The sequence below is a fragment of the Streptomyces sp. 63XJN7_1_ISO-PGPR-S23-121 genome, from assembly GCF_056173025.1.
Genome location: NZ_CM149653.1, coordinates 4,104,525 through 4,128,489, shown reverse-complemented (window position 1 = coordinate 4,128,489; position 23,965 = coordinate 4,104,525). Strand labels below are relative to the sequence as shown.

26 protein-coding genes and 1 pseudogene are annotated in these 23,965 nt (G+C 72.6%); 22 read left to right on the top strand and 5 right to left on the bottom strand.

Features of this window, described 5'->3' with window-relative positions:
• The first annotated feature begins 500 nt into the window (after nucleotides 1–500).
• From AC0VYN_RS18420 to AC0VYN_RS18405, 4 genes are all read left to right on the top strand, one after another.
• Nucleotides 501–1,253: a (5-formylfuran-3-yl)methyl phosphate synthase gene (locus tag AC0VYN_RS18420; RefSeq protein WP_475531800.1), complete on the top strand. Its 753-nt coding sequence runs from the start codon at nucleotides 501–503 to the stop codon at nucleotides 1,251–1,253.
• Nucleotides 1,254–1,261: 8 nt separating this feature from the next.
• Nucleotides 1,262–2,665 carry an aldehyde dehydrogenase family protein gene (locus tag AC0VYN_RS18415; protein ID WP_475531799.1) on the top strand — a complete coding sequence of 468 codons (1,404 nt, stop codon included), beginning with the start codon at nucleotides 1,262–1,264 and terminating at the stop codon, nucleotides 2,663–2,665.
• Nucleotide 2,666: 1 nt separating this feature from the next.
• A complete protein-coding gene (locus AC0VYN_RS18410) occupies nucleotides 2,667–3,770 on the top strand; it encodes an NAD(P)-dependent alcohol dehydrogenase (protein WP_475531798.1) in 1,104 nt (367 codons plus the stop codon).
• A 75-nt stretch (nucleotides 3,771–3,845) separates the two neighbouring features.
• Entirely contained in the window at nucleotides 3,846–4,763 is a 918-nt protein-coding gene (locus AC0VYN_RS18405; RefSeq protein WP_475531797.1) for a class I SAM-dependent methyltransferase, read from the top strand.
• A 26-nt stretch (nucleotides 4,764–4,789) separates the two neighbouring features.
• Here the strand turns inward: AC0VYN_RS18405 and AC0VYN_RS18400 are convergent, their stop codons facing one another.
• Nucleotides 4,790–5,368, bottom strand: coding sequence for a dihydrofolate reductase family protein (locus AC0VYN_RS18400; RefSeq protein WP_475531796.1), 579 nt, complete (start codon nucleotides 5,366–5,368; stop codon nucleotides 4,790–4,792).
• 247 nt (nucleotides 5,369–5,615) lie between these two features.
• On the opposite strand from AC0VYN_RS18400, the gene AC0VYN_RS18395 reads away from it, so the two are divergent.
• From AC0VYN_RS18395 to ykgO, 8 genes are all read left to right on the top strand, one after another.
• Nucleotides 5,616–6,152 carry a hypothetical protein gene (locus AC0VYN_RS18395; protein WP_475531795.1) on the top strand — a complete coding sequence of 179 codons (537 nt, stop codon included), beginning with the start codon at nucleotides 5,616–5,618 and terminating at the stop codon, nucleotides 6,150–6,152.
• A 145-nt stretch (nucleotides 6,153–6,297) separates the two neighbouring features.
• On the top strand, nucleotides 6,298–6,750 hold the full coding sequence (locus tag AC0VYN_RS18390; protein WP_475531794.1) for a gas vesicle protein: 453 nt from the start codon (nucleotides 6,298–6,300) through the stop codon (nucleotides 6,748–6,750).
• A complete protein-coding gene (gene gvpJ, locus AC0VYN_RS18385; RefSeq protein WP_475531793.1) occupies nucleotides 6,743–7,672 on the top strand; it encodes a gas vesicle protein GvpJ in 930 nt (309 codons plus the stop codon). Before AC0VYN_RS18390 ends, gvpJ begins: the two co-directional genes overlap by 8 nt.
• A gap of 28 nt (nucleotides 7,673–7,700) precedes the next feature.
• Nucleotides 7,701–8,036, top strand: a complete 336-nt coding sequence (locus AC0VYN_RS18380) for a gas vesicle protein K (protein WP_475531792.1) — start codon at nucleotides 7,701–7,703, stop codon at nucleotides 8,034–8,036.
• Complete coding sequence (locus AC0VYN_RS18375) at nucleotides 8,033–8,845, top strand: GvpL/GvpF family gas vesicle protein (RefSeq protein WP_475531791.1); 813 nt, start codon at nucleotides 8,033–8,035, stop codon at nucleotides 8,843–8,845. Before AC0VYN_RS18380 ends, AC0VYN_RS18375 begins: the two co-directional genes overlap by 4 nt.
• A gap of 283 nt (nucleotides 8,846–9,128) precedes the next feature.
• Nucleotides 9,129–9,293, top strand: coding sequence for a 50S ribosomal protein L33 (gene rpmG / locus AC0VYN_RS18370; protein WP_386920959.1), 165 nt, complete (start codon nucleotides 9,129–9,131; stop codon nucleotides 9,291–9,293).
• A 74-nt stretch (nucleotides 9,294–9,367) separates the two neighbouring features.
• Entirely contained in the window at nucleotides 9,368–9,628 is a 261-nt protein-coding gene (locus AC0VYN_RS18365; RefSeq protein ID WP_386920957.1) for a type B 50S ribosomal protein L31, read from the top strand.
• A 37-nt stretch (nucleotides 9,629–9,665) separates the two neighbouring features.
• Nucleotides 9,666–9,788, top strand: coding sequence for a type B 50S ribosomal protein L36 (ykgO, locus tag AC0VYN_RS18360; protein WP_475531790.1), 123 nt, complete (start codon nucleotides 9,666–9,668; stop codon nucleotides 9,786–9,788).
• A gap of 130 nt (nucleotides 9,789–9,918) precedes the next feature.
• On the opposite strand, the gene AC0VYN_RS18355 is transcribed toward ykgO, so the two are convergent.
• A complete protein-coding gene (locus AC0VYN_RS18355; RefSeq protein WP_475531789.1) occupies nucleotides 9,919–10,809 on the bottom strand; it encodes a LysR family transcriptional regulator in 891 nt (296 codons plus the stop codon).
• Nucleotides 10,810–10,901: 92 nt separating this feature from the next.
• Between AC0VYN_RS18355 and AC0VYN_RS18350 the strand changes: the two genes are divergently transcribed.
• Both AC0VYN_RS18350 and AC0VYN_RS18345 read left to right on the top strand, forming a co-directional pair.
• A complete protein-coding gene (locus AC0VYN_RS18350) occupies nucleotides 10,902–11,768 on the top strand; it encodes a PhzF family phenazine biosynthesis isomerase (RefSeq protein ID WP_475531788.1) in 867 nt (288 codons plus the stop codon).
• Nucleotides 11,769–12,029: 261 nt separating this feature from the next.
• Nucleotides 12,030–12,569, top strand: coding sequence for an EF-hand domain-containing protein (locus tag AC0VYN_RS18345; RefSeq protein ID WP_475531787.1), 540 nt, complete (start codon nucleotides 12,030–12,032; stop codon nucleotides 12,567–12,569).
• Between the two features lie 75 nt (nucleotides 12,570–12,644).
• Here AC0VYN_RS18345 and AC0VYN_RS18340 read toward each other — a convergent pair whose 3' ends face one another.
• Nucleotides 12,645–13,442, bottom strand: coding sequence for a universal stress protein (locus AC0VYN_RS18340; protein WP_475531786.1), 798 nt, complete (start codon nucleotides 13,440–13,442; stop codon nucleotides 12,645–12,647).
• Nucleotides 13,443–13,657: 215 nt separating this feature from the next.
• Here AC0VYN_RS18340 and AC0VYN_RS18335 point away from each other — a divergent pair, with 215 nt between their 5' ends.
• The 4 genes from AC0VYN_RS18335 (at nucleotide 13,658) to AC0VYN_RS18320 (ending at nucleotide 17,228) form a co-directional block, all read left to right on the top strand.
• Complete coding sequence (locus AC0VYN_RS18335) at nucleotides 13,658–15,421, top strand: PP2C family protein-serine/threonine phosphatase (protein WP_475531785.1); 1,764 nt, start codon at nucleotides 13,658–13,660, stop codon at nucleotides 15,419–15,421.
• A 71-nt stretch (nucleotides 15,422–15,492) separates the two neighbouring features.
• Entirely contained in the window at nucleotides 15,493–15,669 is a 177-nt protein-coding gene (locus AC0VYN_RS18330) for a hypothetical protein (protein WP_385467626.1), read from the top strand.
• Nucleotides 15,670–15,842: 173 nt separating this feature from the next.
• Entirely contained in the window at nucleotides 15,843–16,349 is a 507-nt protein-coding gene (locus AC0VYN_RS18325; protein ID WP_475531784.1) for a helix-turn-helix domain-containing protein, read from the top strand.
• Between the two features lie 24 nt (nucleotides 16,350–16,373).
• Nucleotides 16,374–17,228 (top strand): M23 family metallopeptidase, encoded by an 855-nt coding sequence (locus AC0VYN_RS18320; protein ID WP_475531783.1) that lies wholly within the window; start codon nucleotides 16,374–16,376, stop codon nucleotides 17,226–17,228.
• Here the strand turns inward: AC0VYN_RS18320 and AC0VYN_RS18315 are convergent.
• Nucleotides 17,214–19,287: pseudogene (locus AC0VYN_RS18315) on the bottom strand (SpoIIE family protein phosphatase). The gene AC0VYN_RS18320 and the pseudogene AC0VYN_RS18315 sit on opposite strands and share 15 nt — an antisense overlap.
• A gap of 180 nt (nucleotides 19,288–19,467) precedes the next feature.
• Nucleotides 19,468–20,049: a TetR/AcrR family transcriptional regulator gene (locus tag AC0VYN_RS18310; protein ID WP_475531782.1), complete on the bottom strand. Its 582-nt coding sequence runs from the start codon at nucleotides 20,047–20,049 to the stop codon at nucleotides 19,468–19,470.
• 84 nt (nucleotides 20,050–20,133) lie between these two features.
• On the opposite strand from AC0VYN_RS18310, the gene AC0VYN_RS18305 reads away from it, so the two are divergent.
• The 4 genes from AC0VYN_RS18305 to AC0VYN_RS18290 all read left to right on the top strand — a co-directional run bounded on the left by AC0VYN_RS18305 (nucleotide 20,134) and on the right by AC0VYN_RS18290 (nucleotide 23,190).
• Nucleotides 20,134–21,315 (top strand): MFS transporter, encoded by a 1,182-nt coding sequence (locus AC0VYN_RS18305; protein ID WP_475531781.1) that lies wholly within the window; start codon nucleotides 20,134–20,136, stop codon nucleotides 21,313–21,315.
• 69 nt (nucleotides 21,316–21,384) lie between these two features.
• Entirely contained in the window at nucleotides 21,385–21,630 is a 246-nt protein-coding gene (locus AC0VYN_RS18300; protein ID WP_475531780.1) for a hypothetical protein, read from the top strand.
• Complete coding sequence (locus tag AC0VYN_RS18295) at nucleotides 21,630–22,007, top strand: fic family toxin-antitoxin system, toxin component (protein ID WP_475531779.1); 378 nt, start codon at nucleotides 21,630–21,632, stop codon at nucleotides 22,005–22,007. Before AC0VYN_RS18300 ends, AC0VYN_RS18295 begins: the two co-directional genes overlap by 1 nt.
• A 529-nt stretch (nucleotides 22,008–22,536) precedes the next feature.
• Entirely contained in the window at nucleotides 22,537–23,190 is a 654-nt protein-coding gene (locus AC0VYN_RS18290; protein WP_475531778.1) for a fasciclin domain-containing protein, read from the top strand.
• The last annotated feature ends 775 nt before the right edge of the window (nucleotides 23,191–23,965 follow it).

Below are 23,965 nucleotides of genomic sequence, written 5' to 3'. Positions count from 1 at the left end.
ATGCACCCTCCTTTCCGGCGCCCGGCCGGCCGCTGAATCTTCACGGTGCGTCCGTACGAACACGGGGCAGCGGAATCGGGGCGTCTGTGTCGGCCGTGCCGTACGCGAGGCTCAGCCGGCCGGCTGCCCGTCCTCGGTCGCGGACGCCATCGCCTACGACGTCGGCCAGCCGGAGCAGGTCGACGTCGGCGAGATCGCCGTACGCCCCACCGCGCAGGGGTGACCGGCGGCGCACCCCGCCGGCCGCCTCACCGCGGCGGACCGCCGGCCGGGCGTCGTGGAGACCGGGCCGGTCGCGTTCCGGTGCGTCGTGCGCGGCCGGGTCAGCGCAGACGGCGCGTTGCGCCGGGCGCGGGCACCTCGCGGCAACGACCCATTCGTCACGCCGCGCGCCCTGCCGGGGCCCGCCCAGCGTGGAAATGATGTGCGGACCGCATGTGAGCCAGGCGAATCCGCGCATCTGCTGTCGGCAGGTGGGCCTGCTGGGGAAGGATTCCACCTTGTTGCTTCTCATCTCTCCGGACGGTGTCGACGAAGCCCGCGAATGCGCCAAGGCGGCCGAGCACCTCGACATCGTCGACGTCAAGAAGCCCGACGAGGGCTCGCTCGGCGCCAACTTCCCGTGGGTCATCCGGGAGATCCGCGACGCGGTCCCGGCGGACAAACCCGTCTCCGCCACCGTGGGAGACGTCCCGTACAAGCCCGGCACGGTGGCCCAGGCGGCGCTCGGCGCGGCCGTGTCCGGCGCCACCTACATCAAGGTCGGCCTCTACGGCTGCACGACACCCGAACAGGCCGTCGAGGTCATGCGCGGGGTCGTCCGGGCCGTGAAGGAGCACCGGGCGGACGCCTTCGTCGTCGCGTCCGGCTATGCCGACGCCCACCGCGTCGGCTGCGTCAACCCGCTCGCGCTGCCCGACATCGCCGCGCGCTCCGGCGCCGACGCCGCCATGCTCGACACGGCGGTCAAGGACGGGACACGGCTCTTCGACCACGTTCCGCCCGACGTGTGCGCCGAGTTCGTACGGCGGGCCCACGAGTCCGGCCTCCTCGCAGCCCTGGCGGGCAGTGTGAAGCCCGGCGACCTGGGCGAGCTGGCCCGCATCAGGACGGACATCGTCGGGGTGCGCGGGGCCGTGTGCGAAGGAGGGGACCGCAACGCGGGCCGGATCCAGCCGCACCTGGTGGCCGCCTTCCGGGCGGAGATGGACCGGCACGTCCGGGACCGCGCGGCCGCCGCCGCGGCGAGCTGACCGGCACCGTGACGACCGGACATCCCCGTCCCGGGCCAGGACGACGGGGCGGGCACCTCGACGTCGTCGATCCGGCGACGGGCGAGAGCTTCGACGAGGCTCCCGACCAGCACCCGGAGGAACTGGACGCGGCCGTCGAACGGGCCCACGAGGCCTGGCGCGGCTGGCGGGCCGACCCGGACGCCCGCCGGGACGCGCTGCTCGCGGCGGCGGACGCCGTCGAGGAGGCCGCCCCCGATCTCGCCCCGCTGCTCACCCGGGAGCAGGGCAAGCCGGTGACCGAGGCGTACGCGGAGGTGGCCCGTACGGCCGCCCGGCTGCGCTACTTCGCCGAACTGGACGCCGGGACACAGCCGATCACGGACGGCCGCCCCGTGCACAGCGAGCTCCGATGGCGACCGCTCGGGCCCGTCGCCGCGATCGTCCCGTGGAACTTCCCGCTGCAACTCGCGTCGGCGAAGTTCGCGCCGGCCCTCGCCGCGGGCAACACGATGGTGCTCAAGCCCTCTCCGCACACGCCCCTCGCCACCCGGCTACTGGGGTCCGTCCTGTCCGGCACGCTGCCCGAGGGCGTACTGACAGTCGTCACCGGGCGGGAACCGCTCGGCGCCCGTCTCGTGTCGCATCCGGGAATCCGCCACGTGACCTTCACCGGTTCAGTGGCCACGGGACGGGAGGTCGCCGCGGGCGCGGCGGCCTCGCTCGCGCGGGTCACCCTGGAGCTGGGCGGCAACGACGCTGCCGTCCTGCTGGACGACGCCGACGTGGAGGAGATCGCGGACCGGTTGTTCTGGGCGGCGTTCCGCAACTGCGGGCAGGTCTGCATGGCGGTCAAACGCGTCTACGCCCCGGTCCGTCACTACACACGGGTGGTGGAGGCGCTCGCGGACCGGGCGAGGACGACCGTCGTCGGATCCGGGCTCGCCCCGGACACCCGGCTGGGACCGGTCAGCAACGCCTCTCAGCTGGCCCGCGTCGAGCGGTACACGACCCGGGCCCTGGCGGACGGTGCCCGAGCCGCCGCCGGGGGGCACCGCCTGGACCGGCCGGGGTACTTCTTCGCGCCGACGGTCCTGGCCGACGTGCCTCCCGACAGCCCGGTGGTCACGGAGGAGCAGTTCGGTCCCGTCCTGCCGGTGCTGCCGTACAGGACCCTCGACGAAGCCGTCGGGGCGGCCAACGGGACCGGCTTCGGCCTGGGCGGCTCGGTATGGGGTGCCGACGTCGACCGGGCCGCCGCCGTGGCCGACCGCCTGGAGTGCGGAACCGCCTGGATCAACCACCACGCCGAACTGTCCCTCGCCCAGCCCTTCGCGGGTGTCAAGGACAGCGGAGTGGGCGTCGCGGGCGGACCGTGGGGGCTCTACGGGAACCTCGGACCGTTCGTCGTGCACCGACCCGAGGAGGCCTGACGTGCGGTTCGGCGCGGCGGTACTGCGCTCGTACGGGGACCCCTTCACGATCGAGGAGGTGACGCTGGCCGACGGGCCGGCCGAGGGCGAGATCCTGGTCCGGATCGCGGGATGCGGCATGTGCCGGACCGATCTCGCGGTCCGGCGATCGGCGGGCAGCTCGCCCCTGCCGGCCGTCCTCGGGCACGAGGGGTCCGGAGTCGTGGTGGAGACGGGCGGCGCGGGCACCGGCGTGGACGCCGGCGACCACGTCGTACTGAGCTTCGACTCCTGCGGACACTGCCACAGCTGCCGGGCCGCGGCCCCCGCCTACTGCGACTCCTTCGCCTCGCTGAACCTCTTCGGCGGGCGCACGGAGCACGCCGCACGCCTCGCCGACACGACCGGTGCCGCCCTGGCTCCTCGCTGGTTCGGCCAGTCCTCCTTCGCCGAGTACGCGGTGGTCCCGGCCCGCAACGCCGTCCGGGTCGACCCCTCACTGCCGCTGCACCTGCTCGGACCGCTCGGCTGCGGCTTCCTCACGGGCGCCGGAGCGGTCCTCAACTCCTTCGGCGCAGGCCCCGGTGACACCCTCGCCGTCTTCGGCGCGGGAGCGGTGGGACTGGCCGCGGTGATGGCGGCACACGCCGCCGGGGCGGTGACCGTGGCCGTCGACCGGCATCCCGGACGGCTGGCCCTCGCCGAGAGGCTGGGCGCCCGTCCGCTCCCCGCCGCACCGGCCGGCCTGCCCGACCGGATCCGGCGGCTGACCGGAGGCGGAGTGATGTACGCGCTGGACACCACCGGGTCCGCCGGGCTGATCAACGACGCGCTCCGTTCGCTGCGGCCGACCGGCCACCTCGGCCTCGTGGCCCGGCTCCGCACCGCCCTGCCGCTGGAGACGGGAACGCTGGACCGCGGGCGCAGGATCTCCCACATCTGCGAGGGCGACGCCGTCCCCGGACTGCTGGTCCCGCGGCTGATCGCGCTGTGGCGGGCCGGGCGGTTTCCCTTCGACCAGCTGATCCGCACCTATCCGCTCGCGGACATCAACAAGGCCGAACACGACTGCGACACGGGCCGCGTCGTCAAACCCGTCCTGATCCCGGACACCACGCGGCGGTGACCGCGGCGCTCCACGACACCACCCACCCGAGCCGCCGTCGCCGGGCGACGCCGGCCCCCGAACCAGGGAGAACGCATGGTCGACACGGCACCGCGCGGCACCGGTGCGAACGGCGTGGACGGAGGAGTCGGCCTGACCGCCCTCCTGGTCGCCGCGGCACGGGCGATCGAGACCCACCGCCCAGACAGCCTCGCCCAGGACGTCTACGCGGAGCACTTCGTGCGCTCCGCCCCGGCGTCCGCGCACTGGCCGGTCCACCTGGACCAGGCCCCGGACGGGGACGCGAGCCCGCTGTGGGGCCGCTTCGCCCGCTACTTCGGTCTGCGCACCCGCGTCCTCGACGACTTCCTGCTGCGGTCGGTCCGGACCGGCGGTGCCCGCCAGGTGGTGCTGCTCGGGGCGGGCCTGGACGCGCGGGCGTTCCGGCTCGACTGGCCGCCAGACTGCGTGATCTTCGAGATCGACAGGGACGGTGTCCTCGCGTTCAAGCACGAAGTGCTCGGGGCGCTGTCGGCAGCGCCGAGGGCGCCCCGTGTGCCGATCGCGGCCGACCTGCGCACCGACTGGGCCGGGGCGCTGAGAGCGGCCGGTTTCGACCCGGCGGTCCCCACCGCCTGGCTGGCCGAGGGGCTGCTGTTCTACCTGCCCGGCGCGGCCGAGACCGACCTGATCGGCACGGTGGACCGGCTGAGCCCGGCGGGCAGCGCCCTGGCGTACGAGGTCAAGCTCGAGAAGGACCTGATGGAATACCGCGCCAGCCCGCTCTACACGTCGACCCGCGAGCAGCTGGGCATCGACCTGCTGAGCCTGTTCAGCAGGGAGCAGCGGCCCGACTCCGCGGCTCGGCTGGCGAGCAGCGGCTGGTCCGCCTCGGTCCACACCCCCTTCGAATTCACACACCGGCACGGACGCGGTCCGCTGCCCGACAACAGGAACGACGCACTGGCGGGCAACCGGTGGGTGTTCGCGTCCAGGCCGGGCCCGGAGCGGTAGCGACCCCGTCGTCCTGGTCCGCGGCACTAGTCGCCGGTTCCGGGCGGTCCGTCGAGGACGGTGGGCACGTACTCGAGCAACTGGAGCCGCCCGTCGAAGGTGCGGCTCTCGATCAGATCGAGAGCGACGTCGGGGTACTCGTCGAAGATGCGTTCCTTGCCGGTGGCACCGGTGATGACCGGGAAGACGACCACGCGGAAACGGTCGACCAGACCGGCGGCCAGCAGCGACCGGCAGAGGGTCAGGCTGCCCAGGGTGCGCAGGTGTCCCGCGTCCAGCCGCTTCATGTCCCGCACGGCCCGGACGGGGTCCTCGCGGACCAGTTCGCTGTTCTTCCAGGGCAGCGGTGAATCCAGCGTCGAGGAGAACACCACCTTGGGCATCGCGGTCAGCCCGGCGAAACCGGGATCGTCGGGCATCTCCTCGGCGAACCCGGACATCAGCCGGTACGTCGTGGCGCCCATGAGGGTGGTGTGCCGCTTCTCGCCCTCCTGGTCGAGCCAGGCGAGGTACTCCGGTCCCCCCATGCCCCAGAGCCCGGGCCAGCCGTCCGCGGACGCGTAACCGTCGAGCGAGATGATGAAGTCCACCATGAGGCTTGACATCGAGCTGTCCCTCCTGTGCGCAAGGCGTGCTTACCCGATATGACCGGGGCCGCACCGGAAAGTCATCGCGGCCGGGCCCGAACGGGCGTGACCGTGCCCGCGACGCGTGAGCGGTCCGCGCCGGGGGAGCGGCGACGCGCTCGGGTACGGGCCGCGGGCCCTCCCGACCCGCGTGGCGCCTCGTCCGCGGACGAGGCGCGGGTGAGCATAGGGCGACCCCGTTCTCCTCCCGCACCGAGGCGATGAGATGCCCGACCGCGCCCACAACGTCCGCCCCGGGGGCCACGCGCCGAGGGGAGGCCTTCGGCCCGAGCTGGCGGACCGGTGGCTGTTCCGGGGCATCTACGGCCTGGTGCTGGCCAGCGCCATGGTGTCCGCGCTGGACGTACCGGGCGAGGCCGCCGACCCCGGTCAGGACGCGCTGTGGGTGCTTCTCACGGCGCTGGCCTCGGGCGCCGCCCACGGGTACGCGCACGTCGTCGCCCGGCGTGCGGCCGCCGAAGGGACGGCCGGCCCCGGCAGACTGCGGGCGGTGGCCGCCGAGTGGCCGTTGCCCGTCGCCGTGCTGCCCACCGTGCTGCTCCTGGTCGTGGCGGTCGCCGGGTGGTGGTCGGAGGACACCGCGGTCGAGGTGGCTCTGGTGTTCAACACCGCCGCCCTGTTCTGCCTGGGAGCCTCGGCAGCCCGCACCGCGGGCCTCGGCTGGCTGACCTCCTGCCGGGCAGGAGTGGTGGACATGCTGATCGGACTCGTCGTCGTCGCCGCGGACTCACTGATCCAGTAGCGCGGCCGCCGGGTGTGAATGTCCCAGGAGCGGCAAGGCGGCTGGAATGAGCAGCTTTACCGGAAGCACCACGGCGAGCGAGGGCGGTTTCCCCGCCGTGGCCCCTGGACGTGAGCCGTCGGCTCGACCGGTGAGCGCGGCCCCCATGCAACCCCGCCGGGACGGCGAGGGCAGCCTCGCGCACGTGGTGGAGACCCTGCTGGACAAGGGACTGGTGCTGAACGCCGACATCATGGTCTCGGTCGCCGGGGTCGAGCTGTTGGGCATCCGGCTGCGGGCGGCGCTCGCCTCCTTCGAGACGGCGGCCCGCTACGGACTGGAGTTCCCCTCCGGCACGGACACCGAGACCGCCGCGTGGCGCGAGGCCCGCGAGGAGAAAGAGACCTGCCCGGCCTGCGGCAAGCGCGCTGCCGTCGAGCAACTGCTGAACCAGTGGTGCCCGTGGTGCGGCTGGCGCAGCGCCCAGGCGCAGATGCGGGACGGCGCCGGGCAGGCCGCGCTGACGGGTGGTCAGGAAGTGGACGGCCGCGGGGACGACGAGGCCGACGGAGCACGCGATCGGGCCGAGGCCGGACGGAAGGCCGGCAGCGGTGACTGAACGGCCCCCGATGCGGCCCACCCGGGAACCGCGAGTCACCCTGGACGACCTCGTCGAAGTCCTGCTCAACAAGGGCGCGGTCCTGCACCTGGACCTCATCGTCGCCGTCGCCGACGTCCCGTTGATCGGCGTCTCGGTGCGGGCGGCCATCGCCGGCATGGAGACGATGCTGGAGTACGGCATGATGCGCCACTGGGACGAGGCCACCCGCGCATGGGCCGAGCGCTCCGTCGCTCGCCGCGCCCTCGACCTGCGCGAGGGCGAGAACGTTGTCCGCCGGATGAGCGGCGGCCACCTGCTGACCGAGGGCGTGTACCGCGGCTGGCGGCCGGGCACGGTGTACCTCACCGACCAGCGCCTCGTCGTCCTGCGCGAGGAGCCCCGGGAAGTGCTCTGGCAGACCGGCCTGGACGCCGTACGCGGTGTGAGGCTGAAGCCGGAGCGGACGGTCGGCGGGGAGGAACGACTGCGCCTGGAGGTGTCGCTGGCCGACGGGCGGCGGGAACTGCTCTCCGCCAGGGAGCCGGAGTCACTGCACGACCTGCTCGTCCGCTCCCGCGCCGGAAGCCTCGCGCCCGCCCTGCCGTCCGGGGCCGCCCCCGAGGAGGAGCCGCCGATCGCCGAGGGGCATCTGTGGTACGAGGAACCGCGCAGGTCCGGCCCGTTGTGGCGCGGCGGCCGGGCACGGCTCACGGCCGGCCGGCTGACCTGGAAGTCGCCCGTCGACGCACGGCCCGCGCTGGCGCTGCCCACGAGCGAACTGGCCGGGGTGAGGCGGGTGCCCGGATACGGACCCGGCGGCGAGGGGAGCGTCCTGCTGCTCCTCACCACCGGGGGCGACGAGATCCGGCTCGCCGCCGGCGACCCGGACCGCTGGGCACGGTGGCTCGCGGCTGCCGGCCCGGTGGCGGCCACCGCGTGAGCGGCATGGACGGAGGACGAGCGGTGCTGTGGACAGAGGGGAAGACGACATGCCGTTGACCGTCGACGAGAAGAGCCTCAAGCACGGGGTGCTGTCCCTCGTCGTGACGCTGGTCGAGGTGATCCAGGAGGCGCTGGACCGCCAGGCCATGCGCCGCATCGACGGCGGCGACCTCGACCCGGAGGAGGCCGAACGCCTGGCCGACGCCCTGCTGGAACTGGACGAGGCGATGGAACAGATCAAGGAGGACCACGGCATCGTCACCTCGGTCGCCGACCTGCACCGCGGGCTGGACGACGTGGTCGACGACGTCGTGGACAAGCTGATCAACCCGCAGCGCTGGGCGGAGGAGGCCGGACGATGAAGGAGAACACCGCCCTGTACGTGTACGCCCTGCTCCCGGACCGGCAGGGCGCCGCCGACGGCGTCACCGGACTCGACGGGCGTCCGTTGCGACTGGTGGCAGTCGAGGGCACCGGCGTCGCCGCGCTGGTGCACGACGCCGATCCGGCCCCCTTCCAGGGCGCCGACGACCAGGTGCGGCGATGGGTGGCGGAACAGAGCGAAGCGGTCACCACGGTCTGGGAGCGCGCCGGCAGCCTGCTGCCGATGACCTTCAACGTCCTGGTCGACGGCGACGCCGCGTCCGGCCGGAGCGCCGAGCAGCGGCTGGGGGACTGGATCAGGGAACAGCAGGAGGACGTCACCGGTCAGCTGAGGGCGCTCTCCGGACGGTGCGAACTCCGCGTGGAGATCACCCTGGACAGGGCGGCCGCCGCCACGGCCGACGGCCCGGCCGCCGACCCGGGCGGGACGGAGGGCGACACCCGGTCGCCCGGCCTGCGCCGGCTGCTCGCCAAACAGCGGAAGCAGCGCGAGAAGAACGCGGCCGGACAGCTCGCGGACACGTTGCACGCGGGCATCCGGCGCCGCCTGCTGACGGTCGCCGAGGACTTCCGCGACCGTGCACCGGCCCACCGGGCCCCAGGCGAGACGGACGTGCTGTGCGCGGCTCTGCTCGTCCGGCACGAGGACATCGACGCCGTCGGTGCCGTCCTCAGCGACGCGCAGGCCGGCCGGCCCGGGCTGCGCGTCCGATTCCTCGGTCCCTGGCCGCCGTACTCGTTCACCGAGACGCGGCCGCACGAGCCGGCGGAGCACGCGGCGCACTGAGTCCGGGCGCGCCCGCCGGTCCCGCCGGCGGACCCCCGCGGGACCGGGAATGCCGGCGCGTCCGGCCGTGTTGTGGCCACCGTGAGCGTGGAGGGGACAGTGTCCCCGGGCCTCACTTCAAGCCTGCGGGGACGATCGTCCGGCTGAAGCCCCGCGGAGCCTCCCGCCGCGTAGGCGACCGCCCTCCACGCCACCCTCGTCGGGAATGCGGAACCCGCCGCGGGCGTTGTACCGCACGTATGACATGTCCGAGTCAATCGCTCGGTGGCGACAGGAGCACTCCATGGCACGCAGCACCACGCGTCCGGTCGTCCGGCTCACCTCCACGGCCGGCACCGGCGTCACCTACGTGACCCGCAAGAACCGTCTCAACGACCCCGACCGACTGGTCCTGCGCAAGTACGACCCGGTCGTCGGCGGGCACGTGCTCTTCCGCGAGTCGCGCTGACCCGGGCGATCGCGGTTCCCGCTCCACCCGCCCGCCGCCCCGCGGTGGGCGGCCTCCAGGAAGGACAGCACCCAATGAGGCACGGAATCCACCCCGTCTCCCGTCCGGTCGTCTTCCGCGACCGCGCGGCGGGCTTCCGCATGCTCACCCGCTCCACACTCGACGCGCGTCGGACGGTCGAGTGGGAGGACGGCGTGACCTACCCGGTCGTCGACGTGGAGATCTCGTCGGCGAGCCACCCGTTCTACACCGGCACCTCGCGCGTGGTCGACACCGCGGGCCGTGTGGAGCGCTTCGAGCGGCGCTACGGCACCGCCGCTCCCGCCCGCCGCTGACGGCGGGTCCCGCCCGGCTCCCCGGAGGTGCACCGCGATGAAGGTACGCAAGTCCCTGCGCTCGATGAAGACCAAGCCCGGCGCCCAGGTGGTGCGCCGGCGCGGGGTGACCTACGTGATCAACAAGAAGGACCCGCGTTTCAAGGCCCGGCAGGGCTGACGGGGCAACACGACGGACCGACGGCCCGGCATCGCACGCCCGCGGTGCCGGGCCGTCCACGTCGGGGCGGGCGCCCGGCCGGGCGGAGCGGCGCCGACGCCGGGCGCCGCGGTGACCGCGTGACCGCCCGTCAGGCGGTGCGGAAGTGCTGCCGCAGCGCCGCGGCGACGGTGTCGGCGGCGGCCGTGGGGCCACGGCGCCGGTGCCGGGCGAGGAGGACCGGGACGTCCGGGAGGGCGGGGCCCGTCACGGCGGCGAGCGTGCCGTCGCGGAGCGAAGGGGCCGCGTTGGCGAGGGGGAGCACGGTCAGTCCCAGCCCGGCCGCGACGCAGGACCGGACCGCCTCGATGCTGCCGAACCGGGTCAGGCGGGGCTGTGCTCCCGCGACGGCCCGCAGCCGGCCGGCGAGCCGGTCGCTGTAGGAACAGCCCTGCTCGTGGAGGAAGAAGTCCGCCCCGGCGAGCTCCGGCCAGCCCACCGGGGTCTCACGTCCGGCGAGCGGGTGGTGGGGCGCGGCCAGCAGCACCAGGGGCTGGCCCGCGATCCGCTCCTCGACGACGTCCGGGTGGTCCACGCGGTCCTCCAGCAGGAGCGCGCAGTCGATCACGCCCGCCCTCAGCCCGTCCACCGCGGTGTCCGTACCGCAGGCCCGCAGATGCACCTCGATCCCCGGATGCGAGCGGCGCAGCGAGGCTATGACCTGGGGGAGGTGGGCGGAGCACAGGGTCTCACCGGCGCCCACCGTCACGCCGCCCGTGACCGGACCCTCGCCGCCGGCCGCGGTGAGCAGGCGCGACTCGGCCTCCAGGACGTCCTCGGCCAGCGGCACGAGACGGCGTCCCGCTTCGGTGAGCAGCGCGCCGCGCGGCATACGGTCGAACAGCCGGGCGCCCAGCGCCTTCTCCAGCGACTTGATCTGCACGGTGACCGTGGACTGGGAGAGGCGCAGCTCGACGGCGGCGCCGGTGAAGCTGCCCGTCCGGGCGAGCGTCGCGAAGGTCTGGAGCAGTCGGGTGTCCATGACGGCACCCTACCCGTGCCATCGAATTACCCAATGGCAGTGATGAAAAACCATCGCTGGATTCCATGAGCGCGGAGCGGAATGATGGGGGCATGACCACTTCATCGCCTGTCGTCGACGTGCTGCGCTACACGGCTTTCACCTCCCGCCCCGACGGGGGCAACCCGGCCGGTGTCGTCCTGGACGCCGGGCTGCTCGGCCCCGACCGCATGGGGGTTGTCGCCGCCGAGGTCGGATACTCCGAGACGGCGTTCGTCACCTCCCGGGACGAGGAGCGGCGCCGGTTCACGCTCCGGTACTTCAGCCCGCTCGCCGAGGTCGCCTTCTGCGGCCACGTCACCGTGGCGACGGCGGTGGCGCTCGCCGAACGTCTGGGCGTCGGGGACTTCGTCTTCGACACCCCTGCCGGGGAGATCCCGGTGACGACGGAGGCGGACGCCGACGGCGCGGTGCGGGCGACGCTCACCAGCGTGCCCACCCGGTCGCGGCCGGCGCGGACCGACGAGGTCGAGGAGGCCCTGTCGGCCCTGCACTGGGACAGTGCCGACCTCGACCCCGAACTGCCGCCGCACGTGGCCTTCGGGGGCAACGAGCACCTGGTGCTCGCCGCCGGCTCCCGGGACCGGCTGGCCGATCTCGACTACGACTTCGAGGCGCTCGCCGCCCTCATGCGGAAGAACGGCTGGACGACGGTGCACCTGGTCCGGCGCGAGGACGAGCACCTGTACCACGCGCGCGATCCGTTCCCGGTGGGAGGTGTGGTTGAGGACCCGGCCACCGGAGCGGCCGCGGCCGCGTTCGGCGGCTACCTGCGCACGATCGGCGCGCTGCCCGCCTCCGGCGTGCTCACCGTCCGGCAGGGTGAGGACATGGGCCGGCCCAGCGAGCTCACCGTTCGTGCGGACCTGCACGATCACCGCGTCCGCGTCACCGGTCACGCCGTGCCGATCGCCGGATGACGGACGCCGCGGGCGGCCCCGTGGCGAGTTCCGCGCCGTGGGCGGGCGTCCGGCAGGGACGTCGCCCGCGGCGTCCGGAGCGGGGTGCTGTCCCGTCGGACCCCGCTTCATGCACGGACGGACCGATTCCCTCCGATCGTGTGTGAAGTACCGGGCTTCCCCGTCGCGGTGGTCGGAACGTCTGGATAGTGGGGCAACCGCCGGGCACCGTCCCCGGCGCATTCCGACGGTGACGTTCCACCAGGAAGGCAGGGATGCCGCATGACGCCCACCACCGAGGCGACCGACCGCGTCGAGTTGGTCTTCTCCCTCTTCGACGCGGACGGGAACGGATACCTGGAGCAGTCCGACTTCGACCTGATGAGCGCGCGCGTCGTGGCCGCCGTACCAGCAGCCGGCGAGGCCGCGAAGACCAGGCTGTCCGGTGCCTTCCGCCGCTACGGTGAGACCCTCCTGACCGAACTGGACGCCAACGGCGACGGCCGCGTCAGCCCCGCGGAGTTCACCTCCGTCGTCCTGAATCCGCAGCGCTTCGACGCCACCGTGGACGAGTTCGCCGACGCACTCGCCGAGATGGGCGATCCGGACGGCGACGGCTTCGTCGCCCGCCCCGAGTTCCTCGCGCTGATGCTCGCGATCGGCTTCGCGCGGCCCAACATCGAGGCGCTGTTCCAGGCCTTCGGCCCGGACGCGGAGGGCCGCATCCGCGTGTCCACCTGGGCGGACGGGATCAGAGACTACTACCGCCCCGAGAAGTCCGGTATCCCCGGCGATCACCTGGTCCCGGCCGGGACCGGCTGACGGCCACCCGGCCGCGGTACGGGTGCAGGAGCCCCGACGCGCGGGGGAACCGGAGAGCCGGACGCGCGTGTCCGCTCATGCCGCCCGGCGCACGGTGACGACAGGGCAGTGGGCGTGCGTCATCAGGGCCTGGCTCACCGAGCCCAGAAGCAGCCCGGCGATGCCGCCGCGTCCGCGGGAGCCGACGACCAGCAGCTGAGCCGTCCTGCTCGCTTCGAGCAGCACGTCACGCGCCTTGCCCTGCACCAGGTCGCGCCGGACGGTGATGTCCGGGCGGCCGTCCAGGGCCCGGGTCAGCCTCCGCGCCGCGGGCCCGGGGTCTGCGCCGGCCGCCCCGTCCGGCTGCCAGGCGTGCACCACCACCAGCTCGGTCCGGCGCTGCGCGGCTTCGGCCAGGGCGACGTCGACGGCCCTGTCGCTGTCCGGGGAGCCGTCGACCCCCAGTACGACGGGCCCCGCGTCGGCGGTGGGGCGGTGCTCTTCGCAGACCGTCATCACCGGGCAGTGGCTGTGGGCGGCCAGGGCCGTCGGGGTGGAGCCCAGCAGCAGGCCCACGACGCCCCCCTTGCCCCGGGAGCCGACGACGATCAGGTCCGCGGCCCGTGACTCGGCTTCCAGCACGTGCACCGGGTCACCCGTGACCACGGCCTTGGTCACCACGACCTCGGACGCCACGCGATAGGCGTGGGCCGCCGCTTCGTGGACGAGAACCCCGAGAGCCGGGTCCGGCACCATGTATCTGGGCTTGACCGGTCTGTCGGCATGCACCACACGCAGCTCCGCACCGCGCCGTACCGCCGCCGCGGCCGCTGCTTCCACGGCGGTGAGACTCGTCGCCGAGCCGTCCACCCCGACCACGACCGGATTGCCCATAGCTGGCTGCTCCACTTCGGGCTGTGCGTTCCCAGCGTCGCCCCATCGGCAGGCCACTGCAATTCTTGGAGTGAGCGGTGCTCACGTGATCCGACGGACGGCGTGAGCGTTGTCCGTCACCATGGGGCATACGGACAAGCAGACCGGCAGGCGCCGCCGGACAGCCGCACAGCAGGAGCGGGACCGAGGCGGCGCGGCCACGAGGAGGACCGGACATGGCAGGCGCGAAAGAAGCGGGCACCGGCAACGAGCAGTTCCGGGAAGCGCCTCATGCACAGGTCGTCGAGGCCCTCGAGGGCATCAGGGCCGGAGCGTACGTGGTCGACGAGCAGGGCCGGATCGTCGCCGTCAACAAACGCACCGAAGAGCTGCTGGGCCGCCGGGCCGCGGACATGGCCGGCCACGACGCCCACGAACTGCTGCACCGGGGACCTCGCGGCGAGGAACTGCCGGCCACCCGGTGCGCCATGCGGCTGGCCTTTCACGCCGGGCACCCGGCACAGGGCGAGGACGACTATTTCGCCCGTGCCGACGGATCCGTCCTGCCCATCTCCTGGTTCATGGTCCCCTACGCCGTGGACGGCCACGACACGGGCACGCTCGTCATCTTCCATCTGCGTGAGGAGGCGCAGTCCGTCGGACCGCGCACGGAACCGTCCGCGGAACCCATGAGTGAACTCGAGCGCCTGGCCCTGCTGGCCGAGACCACCACGCAGGTGGCCTCCACCCTCAACGTCGACGAGACGCTGCGCCGACTGGTGGCCCTGGTCCTGCCCCGGCTGGCGGACTGGGCCGTGATCGACCTGATCACCGAGCACGAGGAAGTGTGGCGGACCGCCGTGGTCCACGTCGACGGGGGCCGCCTGGTGCACCGGGAGGAGCTCGAAGGGCCCATGCCGCCCGTGCCCGAGGAATCACCCATGCCCCTGTCCCGCGCCCTGCGCGGCGTCGCCTCCGCCCTGGCCGGACCCGGCACCTATCAGCGCGCCCCGGACTCCGGCATCGCCGTCGAACAGGGTCGCCTGTTCGACGCCACCGGCATCCGCTCCGCCGCCATCGTTCCCCTGCGGGGGACCCGGGAGGTCCTGGGAGCCCTCACCCTGGGCCGAGCCGACAAGCCGGGTGACTTCTCCACCTCCGACCTGCCCCTGATCGAGGACATCGCTCGCCGCGCCAGCCTGGCACTCGAGAACGCGCGCCTGTACCAGCGCCAGCGAGCTGTCGCCGAGACCATGCAGAATCACCTCCTGCCCCAGATGCCGCGTGTACCCGGACTGCAGATGGCCGTCCGTTACCTGCCCGCTCCCGACGCCTCCCAGGTCGGAGGGGACTGGTACGACGCCTTCTCCCTGTCCGACGGCGCGACCGCGCTGGCCGTGGGGGACGTCGTCGGCCACGACCTGGAGGCCGCGGCCGGAATGGCCCAGCTGCGCAACATGCTCCGTGCCTACGCATGGTCCCAGCAGGAGCCCGCCAGTCGCGTCGTGGAGCGCCTCGACGAGGCGATCATGCCCATCACCGACGTCTCCATGGCCACGCTCGTCTTCGCCCGCCTCGTCAAGACGGACGACGGGACCTGGAAACTGTCCTGGACCAACGCCGGTCACCCCCCGCCCCTGCTCGTCAGCCGCGACGGCCTGACCGAATACCTCACCGACGGCCACAGTCTCCTGCTCGGCACCGGACTCAGGACGTCCCGTCCCGACGCGACGGTCCTGCTGCCGCCGGGCAGCACCCTCCTGCTGTACACCGACGGGCTCATCGAAGTACCCGGCCATACCCTCGACGAGGGTCTGGACCGGCTGCGCCAGCACGCCGCGGCACTCGCCCACCGGCCGCTGCCGTCCTTCGCCGACCAACTCCTGCGCCGGGTTCAGCCGCCGGGCCTGGACGACGTCGCCCTCCTGGTGCTGCGCACACCGACGCGGGCGAACGGCCGCATCGATAAGGAGGCCGGTCCCGCTCAGGGAGTCCGGTGAGGCGCGCCGGGCATCGACGAGGCCGTTGCGGGAACTCGTCCGCCGTCCTGTCCCGACGCGCGGAAGAGATCATGACGAAGACACCAGAGGACCGGAGCCACAACCGCTTCTGCAAGGCCTGCGGCACTCCCGCCGGAGACGGAAAGCTGTGCGAGCACTGCGGAGCCGTCCTGGAACTCCCGGACGACGCCGGACTGACGGAGGACCAGGGGGCCGCGGTCCGCCGGGACTTCGAGGGACGCGCGTAGCGGTACGTGACGGTGGCGGGGGCTCCCGTCTCCGCCGCGTCCCGCGTCGCACCCGTTGACTCGGTCCGGCCCCGACAACACGAGCCGCCCCGTCCGCGCCCGCCGCGTGGACGGGGCTTCGCATGGCGCGAGCAGCCTTGCACGCAATTACATAATTACGTAATCTCATCAACATGGATCTCGAGGAGCGCGTTGCCGCGCTCGAACGACGCGTGACGGAACTGGAGAGCACGGGCCCGGCCGCGCCCCCGGTCGCAGAGGGCGACTTCTGGGCTCTCGACGCCCTGAAAGCTCGGCACCCGGTGACGCGGGAGGCGGACGGCGCGGTGCTGTTCACCGGGGCGGTGCGCGTGCCCACGGGACACCGGTACGAGTGGCAGTACGGCCTCCTCACGGAGACGCTGTTCGCGGACGACTGGCCGCAGGCAGCCGAGTCGTTCGCCGCCCTCGGCAACCCCGTTCGGCTGCGGCTGCTGCGGGAGATCCTGGGCGGCCTGCGCACCGCGGCCGAGCTGGCCGCGCTCGAGGACGTCGGCACGACCGGCCAGATCTACCACCACCTGCGCCAACTGACCGGCGCGGGCTGGCTGCACACGCCGGAGCGCGGCCGGTACGAGGTCCCCGCGGGGCGAGTGGTTCCGCTGCTCGTCGTGCTCACGGCCGCGCGCCCCGGCACCTGACCATTGTCCGCACAAGGGGGAAGCATGTCCGAGGGTCGACGTAAGATCGCTGCGAGGGTCCGGCACGGGCTGTGGCTGATCTTCTTCGTCCAGATCGTCGTCAGATCGTTCGTGGACCTGCCGTACGGCTACTGGGTGAGCTGGTTGCCCGCGCTCGGCGCGATCGCCGTCGGTCTGGTGGTCTCCCGCTCCGCCCGTCGGCGGGCCGTGACACGGCCCCCGGCGCCGGTCGAGGTCGCGCCCCCGGTCACCGGCCGCTGGTCCGCCCTCAACAGTCCCGCCGACAAGGTGCCGAGCCACGGAACGCACCACCTCGGGCAGACCTACGCCATCGACATCGTCGCCGAGCCGGAGGACGGGCCCGCCCGCCCGGCCCCCGTCTGGTTCTGGCCCGTCGCCCACCGCAACCAGGCCTACCCCGCCTTCGGGGCGCCCCTGCACGCGGTGGCCGACGCCGTCGTCGCCCACGCCGAGGACGGCCAGCGCGACCACCTCAGCCGCAGCTCGCTCGTCGGCGTCCTGTACTTCTGGCTGATCGAGGGCGCCTGCAGGATGATCGGCGGGCCCCGCCGTGTCGTGGGCAACCACATCGTCCTCGACCTGGGTGAAGGGACGTATGCCCTCTACGCGCACGTCCAGCGCGGCTCGCTCGGGGTCCGGGCGGGCGACCGGGTGGTCGCCGGGCAGGTGCTCGGCCGCTGCGGCAACTCCGGCAACTCCACCCAGCCGCACGTGCACTTCCAGCTGATGGACGGGCCGGACCTGGACACGGCGCGCGGTGTGCCGTTCCGCTGGCGCGGCGTCGGGGTGCCCTCGGGCGGCGAGGCGTTCACGGCCGGCGAGGACGCCGGGGCGCCCGCACCGTCACGCGGGGCGTGACCCCGGGCGGCGTCCGTCACCCGGCGCCGTCCCGTCGCCCTCGCCCGGGCTGTGCAACAGCAGCAGAGCGATGTCGTCGGTGTGTGTGCCGGGGAAGGGCGTGGTGCACCAGGTCGTCGGCCAGTTGGTCGACCGGCCGGTCGCCCACCCCGGTGAGGTGCTGGGCGAGGGCGGTGATCGACTCCGTGATGTCGCAGTCGGGAGTCTCCACGAGGCCGTCGGTGTACAGGCGAGGGTCGACCCGGCCGGCAGCGGTGCGGTGGTGACCGGGTAGTCGGCCGCCGCGCCGATGCCGAGCAGGGGGCCGGGCTCCACGTCGAGCACGGCGGTCGACGCCGCGGGCACCGAGGTGCGCAGGAGCGGAGGGAGATGTCCCGCGCTGGCCAGGTGCAGGCGTCGCTCGGCTAGGTCGATGTGGATGTACAGGCAGGACACGAAAAGGTCCGTCTCCAGGTCCGCCAGGACGCGATCGGTGCGGGACAGCACGTCGCCGGGGCGCGCGCCCGCGGTGGCGTGGACGGCGGTGCGGACCTGCCCCATCAGGGCGGCGGCGTTGATGTTGTGCCCCTGCACGTCCCCGATGACCGCGGCGGCAGTCGTGTCACCGAGCCGGATGAGGTCGTAGAAGTCACCGCCGATGTCCAGATGTCCATGCCGTGGGCACTCGGCAGGTAGCGGGCGGCGATCTCGAGCCCGGGGACGTGCGGCAGCGTCGTCGGCAGCAGCGCCTGTTGCAGGCCGTGGGCCAGATCGTGCTTGGCGTCGTACAGCAGGGCGCGATCCATGGCCTGGGCGATCAGACCGCCCAGGGAGACGAGGACGGCGCGGTCTCCGGCGCCGAAGGAGCGCGGGTGGTCGTAGGACAGGACGCAGCAGCCGACCCGGCGGACACCACGAGCGGGAGGAAGGCCCAGGCCTGCTTGTCGCTGAGTCCGGAGGCCTTCGGGTACTCGCGGGCCATCTCCTCGGGATCGGAGAAGAAGACCGGGGAACCGTTGCGCAGCACATGTCCGGCCGGCGTGAGTTCGGTGTCCAGCGGCAGGCCGTCGAGGCGGGTGAGGGCGCGCGGGTCGTACCCCCGGTGCCCGGTGATCCTCAGGCGTCCCGAGTCGTTCGTGGAGAGGACCATGCCCTGGGCGCCGAAGGCGGGCAGGATCTGGTCCGCCACCACATTGATCACATCGGAGGCGGTGACGGTCTGGCTCAGCGCGGCCGACAGGTGGATCAGCTGGTGGATTCGCCCCGTGCCGGCCCCACTCGGCGTCGCGAGGGGGGCGGTGACCCGGGGCGGCGGGGCGTCGGCCGGGTGCTGGTCCTGGTTGGGGGCCACGAGGACGCTGATGCCGCTCTCGTCGGGGTAGAGCCGGAAGTCGAGCCACCGGTCGGGAGGCCGGAGCGCGGTGAAGGCGACCGGCTCACGGCTGAAGACTGCCGCGCGGTAGTGCTCCTCGTGGACCGGGGCGTCGAGCCAGGACACCGCCTGCCACGGCGCGTTGCCCAGAAGACGGTCGGTGCTGCGGCCGAGCAGGCGGGCGGCGGTTTCGTTGAGGTAGGTGATGCGTCCCTCCAGATCGAGGCCGAGGACGCCGAGGGGCAGGCGCTGGACGAGGTCGACGGCCGCGAGGCCGGCCTGGTCCGGAGCCGGACCGGGCCGGCGCAGGGGTACGGCACGCGGCTGGTCCGGCATGGTCCAGGAGCCGGGCCCCTGGTCCAGGACCTGGGTGAGGCGCCCCGCGCTGGACTGGATGTGCCCGCGTTCGCGCAGCGTCAGGGAGGGCGGGTGGCTCTTCGACCACACCAGTGCCATGACCCCGTAGCGGCGGGCACCGTGCAGGGGAGCGAAGGCCACCGCGAACTGGTAGGGCATCCCGGCCGCGGCGTTCGGATACAGCCGGGCCATGTCCTCCTGACGGCCCACCCAGACCAGGTGGTCCTCCCTCAACGCCTCCGACAGGGGTCCCGCGGCCGAGACCGCCACCCGCGCCCACGGCGCCACGGTCGTCACCGGCATGCCGCAGACCGCGGTCAGGACGAGCACCGGCTCCCGCGCCGACAGCATGTACACGCCACCGGCGAGAGCCCCCGTTCTGCGCACCGTGGCGCTGAGCGCCTCGTCCAGGGACGCCACGTCACCGCCACTGCCCGGGGCATGCGTACTCACATGTCCGACAGTATTCCGTCGATCGCCGACAAGCGAAGGCACGCCGAGACACCCGGGCGCCGCCCTCCGGGGGAGCGGTCAGGGCGCCACGTCGGGGAGGCGGGGTGCGGCGGCGACGACGGCGTGTACGACGCCGGCCACCAGCCGACGGTCGAGCGGGGTGTCGTCGAAGTGGCGGTGCATGGGCCAGCCCTCGATCAGGGCGTCGAGGGCGCGGGCCACGCCCGGGGTGAAGTGGAGCGCGAGGCTCTCCCGGCTGCGGGCCGCCCAGGAACGGGTGGTGGCCCGTACCGCGGGGTTGTGGTTGGCGTACGCGTACATCTCGAAGATGAGCGTCATGTCGCGGTCGGTGGCGTAGGCGGGCCCGCAGATCAGCTCGACCACCGCCTCCTCGGCCTCGGTGACGGAGCCGGCGCGCCGGACGGTACGGCGGTAGAGCGCGGACATCGTGTCGGCCAGGCGGGCGAAGGCCTGGGCCAGCAGGTCGTCCATGCCGTCGAAGTAGTACGTCAGTGAGCCCAGCGGAACCCCGGCCCGTGCGGCGATCCTGCGATGGGTCGTCCCGAAGACGCCGCCTTCGGCGACGACGTCCAGGGCGGCGTCCAGGATGCGGTCCCTGCGCCCGGGGTCGTTGGGGACTTCGCGCCGTGTGCCGCTCACGGCCCCAATGTGCCACAGGGCCGCTTTCCGCGAGTGTGTACGCTCGTACAGACTCTGCTCGGCGTCCTCCGGAGGAACCTTCCCGTGACTGTCGGCCCCGGCCTGCGCCGTACCGCGGCGTTCGCCCTGTTCTTCCTGCCCGGCCTGGCCATGGCGTCCTGGGTGACGCGCACCCCCGACGTGCGGGACCTGCTCGGTGCGTCCACCGGCCGGATGGGGCTGGTCCTCTTCGGTCTCTCGGTCGGGTCGATGGTGGGCATCCTGTGTTCGGGGCCGCTCGTGACCCGCTGGGGCGCCCGGCCCGTCATCGCGGCCGGAACGCTGGCGACCGCCGCGGGCTCGGGCGTCGTAGGCCTCGGTGCGGGGGCGGGCTCGGACCTCGCCGTGGCCCTCGGGCTCGCGCTCATCGGCCTGGGCATGGGAGGCGGTGAGGTGGCCCTCAACATCGAGGGAGCCGAGGTCGAGCGACTGCTCGGCCGGTCCACCCTGCCCGCGATGCACGGCTTCTACAGCCTCGGCACGGTGGTCGGAGCGGTCGGCGGCATGCTCCTCACCGCCGCTTCCTTCTCCGTGCTGTGGCACCTCGTCATCGTCGCCGTCGTCGTCCTGGCCGTGCTGGCAGTGGTGATCCGGTACGTGCCCGCAGGGGTCGGGCGCAGGACGGGCCCCGCGGCGAAGGAGCAGGGACGGGACGCGGTGCGGTCCGCGATGTGGCGGGAACCGCGGCTGCTGCTCATCGGCTGCGTCATCCTCGCCCTCGCCATGGCGGAGGGGACGGCGAACGACTGGCTGCCCCTGGTCATGGTCGACGGCCACGGCTTCGATGCCGCGCTCGGCTCGGCCGTGTACGCCGTCTTCGCGGCCTCCATGACCGTCGGACGGTTCGCGGGCGGCCGGTTCGTCGACCGCTACGGACGCGCCGCCGCGCTCTGTGCCAGTGCGTTGATCGGCGCCCTCGGCATCGCGCTCGTGATCCTCGTCGACAACCAGGCCGTCGCGGCCGGCGCTGCCGTCCTGTGGGGAATCGGCGCGTCACTGGGGTTCCCCGTCGCGCTCTCCGCGGCCGGCGACTCCGGCGACAACTCCGCCGCGCGGGTCTCCCTCGCCGCCACCGTCGGCTACGTCGCCTTCCTTGTCGGACCGCCCTCGCTCGGTCACCTCGGCCAGCACTTCGGGCTCCGCAACGCCCTGCTCCTGGTCCTCGCGCTCGTGGTGGCCGCGACCTTCGCCACACCGGCCGCCCGCGGTCCCCGCACCGCGCGGTGAGCCCTCGGCCGGCCTGGCGCAGCCGACACACCTCGGGGCGGGCCGGTAACAGCTGTTACCATGCCGGGTATGGCGAAGACACAACTGGGTGCCCGTGTGGACGAGGACATCGCTGACCTCGCGAAGAAGCGCGCCGCCGACCTTGGACTGAGCGTCGGCGATTACCTCGCCCGCCTGGTGCAGGACGACGCCAGCGGCCTGCGTGCGCGAGCGGTGGACGCCGCCGCCCGCTTCCTGGCCGAACACCAGGCCGTCTTCGACGACGCCGAGGACGCCCGGCAGGCGGAAACGGCTCGGGGAGCACACGCGGCCTGATGGACCTGAACATCGACGTCCCCTGGATCCTGCAGGTCGCCGAAGCCGCCGGAGCGGACGATCCGGCCCCCGACGACTACGGCGTTCCCCTCGCGGCGGTCGCCCGGCACCGGGCCGAGCTGTTCGAGCAGCCCGTCTACGACGGCCCGTACGCCAAGGCCGCCGCGCTGGTGCACACGCTGGGGCGCTGCCGCTGGCTGGAGCGGTCCAACCTGGCGGTCGCCGCCGCCACCGGCGTCATGTACCTGGAAGCCGCCGGGATCACCGTCAAACCCGCCCGGGAGGACGCCGTCGCCCTCAAGGACGTGCTCGTGGACCCCGCCTGCACGGCCGGGAAGATCGCCGCTGTGCTCCGCGGCTGGCCCACCGCCACCTGACCGGCATACGTGTCACGCGGTGAGGGCTCGTCCAACCGCACGCACCGGCGGATCCAATGGCAGCAGCGGCACCGGCGGCCGGACCGGTGTCCAGTTTGCGCGAGAGAGGCCTCCGAGAGTAGCGACGCAGGCAAGAGCAACGATGAGGCGAGCCATCTTTGGACGCGGCGGAGGTGCTGGTATCCCGGCTGATGCAGCAGGACGCCGGAGTCCGCGAGAGGGTGGACGATGTCGTTTTCGCGGGCGGCCCTCGAATCGGGGACAGCACCCGGCAGGTCTGGTGCGAGGCGTATGGCAGCCTGGACGGACGGGTGCACGTCCAACGCCTTTCACGCTTGTCCCGAACCGCTGAGGTCAGCCGTACCGGTTCGAAGGTGCCGGGTGACGTAATGTGCGCTTAGATGGGAACGATGGGTCCGCCGGTGTGGTGCGTGTTCCCAACCGGCGCGCGAAGCCCTCTTCAGGTGGCTCGCGGTAGATCAGTCGACCCCAGGCCCAAGCCCTCCTTCATAGGGAACGAGGAATTGGTATGAAGTCCGTGCGCATTCGTAGCACCGCTGTCACAGCGGCAGCAGCGCTGAGCCTCCCGCTGTCGTTGGGCGTACTGGCGTCCCAGGCGTCGGCCTCCGATTCGTCGCAGAGTGCCCCCGACACAGCGTCGCCGGCACCGAGCGAGCAACCCTTCGGCGCAGGCTGTTCCATGCTGCCGCAGAGCGGCAACGGAAGTGCCGCACAGATGGCGCACGAGAACATCACAACCGCAGTGGCCAACAACCCGAACCTGTCCATGCTGGCCGATGCAATCAAGAAGACCGACCTGGCGAACACTCTGCATGGTCTCAAGGACAGCACCGTCTTCGTGCCCACCAACGACGCGTTCAACAAACTCGGCGCCGCCAAGAGGGACGCGCTTCTCAACGACAGCGCTCAGCTCAAAAGGGTGCTGACCTACCATGTGGTCGAGCACAAGAAGATCACCAAGGCGCAACTGCCTCACGGCACGTTCACCACGCTTGAGGGCAGCACCCTCACCACCACTGGCTCCGGTGACTCCTTCAAGGTGAACGGCAGCGTACCGATCGCCTGCGGCAACATCCCCACGAAGAACGCGACGGTATACATCGTCGACGGTGTGCTCGTCCCGCCGACTGCCACCCCAACGACACCGTCACCCTCCTACTAGGACTCCGTCAGGTCTGTCTGGATCTTGGCGTCGTGTGCGGTCTGCTGGGCAGGGGCTGGTGGCAGGTGGTGGAGATGCCGGTCCAGACCCTCGATGCCCTCCAGGGCATCGAGGGTCTGGTAGAGGGTGAGCCCGGTGCGGGTGCAGGGGCCAGACTCTTTGAGCGGCGTGACTCGAGCACGGGAGGTTGGCGCCGCCAGACAGGCTTTGCCGGAAGGCGCCGCCTCGTGACAGGTGCCGTCAGTTCACTCATCAACCCTTCCCCCTTCGTCCTGCGCAGAGATACCCGCTCACGAAAGCGTTCCGCCCCGCCGGAACAAACGCCGGGCAGGCTTGGCCGGACGAGGCGGGGACAAGCCACGTCCACGACCGTGGTGTGCACTGGAGAGCTTGGCTGTTGGAGGCAACGGCGGTCACGTCGATGTCATCGCGCTCATGGCCACAGGCCGCCGTGGATAGGGATTGGCCCTTGGTTGAGACAACCGCAGGCAGTGTAGGAGTTTCTGACGCCGGCTATGACACGGCCGCCTGCACTCCTCAGAAGGATCGCTGACGAGATCAGGACCTCGGACTGTGCGGTCGGCGCCCCACGGTGGGGGTGACGCTGGGGCGGACGCGGTGCCCTGCGCGCTGACTTGAGTGGTGCCGAGAACTCGGACTATGGAGGCGGCCAGATTTCCGGTGGCGAAATGCGTGCTTTGTGACCGACGCTTTGAGCGCCAGGCGGTGGCGGAAGAGAGCCTGCAGAAGACCGCCGTTCAGGGACGGCGTCGGC